The following is a 311-nucleotide window of genomic DNA, read 5'->3' on the forward strand; positions in this document are numbered from 1 at the left end:
GGCCTGATCGTCGGGCTGATCAACGGCATCGTCATCGCCAAGCTGCGGGTCAATGCGTTGATCACCACCTTGGCCACGATGCAGATCGTGCGAGGCCTGGCCTACATCTTTGCCGACGGCAAGGCGGTTGGCGTGTCCCAGGAGCAGTTCTTTGTGTTCGGCAATGGCCAGTTGTTCGGCGTGCCGGTGCCGATTTTGATCACCATCGTGTGCTTTGTGTTTTTCGGCTGGCTTCTGAACTACACCACCTACGGGCGCAACACCATGGCCATCGGCGGCAACCCGGAAGCGGCGTTGCTGGCAGGGGTGAA

Annotated in this window: 1 pseudogene; it reads left to right on the top strand. The window is 60.1% G+C overall.

Annotated elements, in window-relative coordinates:
* Nucleotides 1-311 (top strand): annotated as a pseudogene (locus BW43_RS0127710) (L-arabinose ABC transporter permease AraH); the annotation flags it as partial.

It is taken from the genome of Pseudomonas sp. RIT357, from assembly GCF_000632245.1.
Lineage (GTDB): Bacteria > Pseudomonadota > Gammaproteobacteria > Pseudomonadales > Pseudomonadaceae > Aquipseudomonas > Aquipseudomonas sivasensis.